We start from the raw sequence: 3,525 nt of genomic DNA, 5'->3' as shown, positions 1-3,525 counted from the left end.
CAGGTCGAACAGGGCGAGGACTTCGTCGCGCGTCCAGTCGTGGCGGATGACAGCAGGCATGGTCGAACCCTGACGGCGGAAGGCAATGGAATCAAGGAGTCTGGTGAGCATGCCCAGCCCTGTCAACCAAACGCCCGGCCCAAAGGTTGACGCCCTGCAGCATTGCGCAGGTGCGCCTTGAGCCGGCTTGCCGCCTTCGGCCATCGCCTGGGGCTGGCCCTGCTGCCGGCGCGCTGCCTGGTGTGCCGCGAGCCCGGCAGCCGCGGCCAGGACCTGTGCGGGGCCTGCCGCACCGACCTGCCCTTCAACCGCGTGGCCTGCGCCCGCTGTGCGCTGCCGCTGCCGGTGGCCGGGCTGTGCGGCGCCTGCCTGCGCCAGCCGCCGCCGTTCACGGCCAGCCGGGCGGTGCTGGTCTATCGCTTCCCGGCCGACCAGCTGCTGCCGCGCTTCAAGTTCCACGGCGACCTCGCGGCCGGGCGCCTGCTGTCGCAGCTGATGGCCGAAGAGCTGGCCGACGCGCCCCGGCCGCCCGCGCTGGTGCCGCTGCCGCTGCACCCTGCGCGCCTGCGCCAGCGCGGCGACGACCCGGCGCTGGAGCTGGCGCGGCCGCTGGCGCGCGCGCTCGGCCTGCCGCTGCGCGACGACCTGCTGCGGCGCGTGCGCGCCACGTCGCCCCAGTCCGAACTCGACGCCGCGTCGCGCCGGCACAACGTGCGCAGCGCCTTTTCCGCCCCCAACCCCCGCGCCCTGCCCGGCCACGTGGCGCTGGTGGACGACGTCATGACCACCGGGGCCACGCTGGCCGAAGCCACCCGCGCCCTGCTGCGCGCCGGGGTGGCCCGGGTGGACCTGTGGGTGGCGGCGCGGGTGCCCTAGCGCAGCGCGAAGTCGGCGGCGATGCCTGCGAACAGCGCCAGGCCCACCCACTGGTTGAGGCGGAACGCGGTGAAGCAGGCCTCGCGCCCGCGGCCGCGGGCAATCCAGAACTGCGCCAGCACCACCAACAGCGCCACGCCCAGCGACACCTGGTAAGGCAGGCCCAGCTCCGCCCGCGCGCCCACCAGCCACATCGCCCAAAAGAAGCCGGCGTAAATCACGCCCAGCGCCGTCAGGTCGGACTCGCCGAACAGGATGGCGGTGGACTTGGCGCCCACCCGCAGGTCGTCCTTGCGGTCCACCATGGCGTACCAGGTGTCGTAGCCGGTGGTCCACAGCAGGTTGCCCAGGAACAGCAGCCAGGCCAGCGCCGGCACGGTGCCCTGCACCGCCGCGAACGCCATCGGGATGCCCCAGCCAAAGGCCACGCCCAGGTACACCTGGGGCAGGTAGGTGTAGCGCTTGAGCAGTGGGTAGGTGCTTGCCAGCACCACCGCCACCCCGCTCAGCGCCACGGTCAGCCAGTTGGTCAGCAGCACCAGGGCGAACGCCACCGCCATCAGCAGCGCGAACAGCGCCAGCGCCTCGCGGGGCGACACGGCGCCCGTGGCCAGGGGGCGGTTTTTGGTGCGCTCGACGTGCGGGTCCAGCCAGCGGTCGTTGTAGTCGTTGATGATGCAGCCGGCCGAGCGCGTCAGCCACACGCCGGCAGCGAAGATCAGCAGCGTGCCCAGCGGCGGCACGCCGCCCGCGGCCAGCCACAGCGCCCAGGCCGTGGGCCACAGCAGCAGCAGGGTGCCCACCTGGCGGTCGCCGCGCACCAGCTGCCAGTAGTGCGGCAGCTGGCTGCGCCAGGACTTGGGCGCACGTTCGGGAACGGGTTCGGAATAGCGTTCGTAGGACATCGGCAAAGCCTAGCAGAGCGCCCCGGGCTTGAACCCGGCGGCACTACGCCCCATCTTGGTTGCTGACCCCCCGCACGAAGGAAGCCAGCACGATGAGCTCGAACCAGGGTTCCACCGGCAACGTCATTGCCGCGATCTGCAGCTTTTTCATCCCGGGCCTGGGCCAGCTGGTGCAGGGTCGCCTGCTCTGGGCCATCACGTGGTTCGCGCTGGCCTGCGTGGCCTTCGCCATCACCTGGCTGATCACGCTGTCGCTGCTGCCTTTCGGCTGGTTCGTTATCAGCGTGATGTCGTGCATCCACGCCGCGGTGTACGCGCCGCGTCGCTGACCGGGCTCAGGAGGCCTGCGCGCTCAGCCAGGCTTCCAGCTCCGGCGGGGCCAGGGGGCGGGTGAACAGATAGCCCTGGGCCTCGTCGCAGCCCTGCGCGCGCAGCATCTGCAGCTGCTCCTGCGTTTCCACGCCCTCGGCCACCACGGCCAGGCCCAGCGCGTGCCCCAGCTGCACCACCGCGTGGGTCAGCTCGGGCATGTTGGCCTGGGTCTGGAGCTGGCTGACGAAGCTGCGGTCTATCTTCAGGCTGCGCAGCGGGATGCGGTGCAGGTAGCCCAGGTTCGAGAAGCCGGTGCCGAAATCGTCGATCGACAGCGAGATGCCGTGGGCGCGGAAGCGCTCGAACGCGCGCCGAAGCACGTCGCTGTCGGCCATCAGGGTGGACTCGGTCAGCTCCAGCACCAGCCGTTCGGTGGGCCAGCCGCAGCGCTGGGCCACCTCGACCACTTCGGCCGCGAACTCGGCGCGACGCAGCTGCACCGCCGACACGTTCACCGCCATGCGGCCGAACGCCAGGCCCTTGGCATGCCAGGCCGCCGCCTGCCGGCAGGCCTGTTCCAGCACCCAGTGGCCGATGGCGACGATTTCGCCGGTTTCCTCGGCCACGGGGATGAATTCGGCCGGGGAGCGCAGCTCGCCGTCGGCCAGGCGCCAGCGCAGCAGCGCTTCCACGCCCGTCACGCTTCCGTCGGCGGCTTTCACCGTGGGCTGGTAAACCAGGCTCAACTCGTCGCGGACCAGGGCGCTGCGCAGCTCCTGTTCCAGCGTGACGCGCCGGCGGACCTTGTCGTAGAAGCTGTCGCTGTAGAACTGGTAGGTGTTGCGGCCGGCTTCCTTGGCCGCGTACATGGCGGTGTCGGCGGCGCGCAGCAGGCTGTCGAGCGTGCCCTCGTTCTCGCCCAGCAGGGCGATGCCGATGCTGCAGCCCACCTTGGCCTCCACGCCGCCCAGTTCCACCGGTTCACCGATGGCGGCGATGATCTTGCGCGCCACGATGGCCGCGTCCTCAGGCCGCGCCACTTCACGCAGCAGCACCAGGAACTCGTCGCCGCCCAGCCGGCCCACCGTGTCGCTGGCGCGCACGCAGGCGCGCAGGCGGCCGGCCACTTCCTGCAGCAGGCGGTCGCCAGCCTCGTGACCCTGGGTGTCGTTGACGAACTTGAAGCGGTCCAGGTCCAGGAACAGCAGCGCCAGCGGCTTGCCGTCGCGTCGCGCGGCGGCGATGGCCTCGTCGGCGCGCTGGCGGAACAGGAAACGGTTGGGCAGGCTGGTCAGCATGTCGTAGTGCGCCAGCTGTTCGATCCGCTCGCTCGCCTCGTGTTCTTCGGTGATGTCCTGGGTGAGCCCGGTGATGCGATACGGCACGCCGTCGCGCAGCTCCAGCCGGCCGGTGATGCGCAGCCAGATTTCGC

4 protein-coding genes are annotated in these 3,525 nt (G+C 71.2%); 2 read left to right on the top strand and 2 right to left on the bottom strand.

Annotation, left to right across the window (positions count from 1 at the left end):
* The first annotated feature begins 177 nt into the window (after positions 1-177).
* Positions 178-876 (top strand): ComF family protein, encoded by a 699-nt coding sequence (locus K0M70_RS15040; protein ID WP_290783322.1) that lies wholly within the window; start codon positions 178-180, stop codon positions 874-876.
* Here the strand turns inward: K0M70_RS15040 and ubiA are convergent.
* The gene (ubiA, locus tag K0M70_RS15035) at positions 873-1,781 is read right to left on the bottom strand and encodes a 4-hydroxybenzoate octaprenyltransferase (protein WP_290783320.1); all 909 of its coding nucleotides are present in this window, start codon (positions 1,779-1,781) and stop codon (positions 873-875) included. The two genes, K0M70_RS15040 and ubiA, sit on opposite strands and share 4 nt — an antisense overlap.
* Positions 1,782-1,873: 92 nt before the next feature.
* Here ubiA and K0M70_RS15030 point away from each other — a divergent pair, with 92 nt between their 5' ends.
* A complete protein-coding gene (locus K0M70_RS15030; protein WP_290783318.1) occupies positions 1,874-2,110 on the top strand; it encodes a hypothetical protein in 237 nt (78 codons plus the stop codon).
* 6 nt (positions 2,111-2,116) lie between these two features.
* Here the strand turns inward: K0M70_RS15030 and K0M70_RS15025 are convergent.
* Positions 2,117-3,525 (bottom strand): EAL domain-containing protein (locus K0M70_RS15025; protein ID WP_290783317.1); only part of this gene is annotated, 1,409 nt, incomplete at its 5' end.

Source organism: Arenimonas sp., from assembly GCF_019459675.1.
Taxonomy (GTDB): domain Bacteria; phylum Pseudomonadota; class Gammaproteobacteria; order Xanthomonadales; family Xanthomonadaceae; genus Arenimonas.
Note: the sequence above shows the minus strand (reverse complement) of the source record. Positions and strands in the feature narration are given on the sequence as shown.

What these genes read in the sequence shown, in the direction of transcription:
- K0M70_RS15030 (WP_290783318.1), top strand. Translation starts at nt 1,874, where the DNA reads ATGAGCTCGAACCAGGGTTCCACCGGCAACGTCATTGCCGCGATCTGC.
- ubiA (WP_290783320.1), bottom strand. Translation starts at nt 1,781, where the DNA reads ATGTCCTACGAACGCTATTCCGAACCCGTTCCCGAACGTGCGCCCAAG.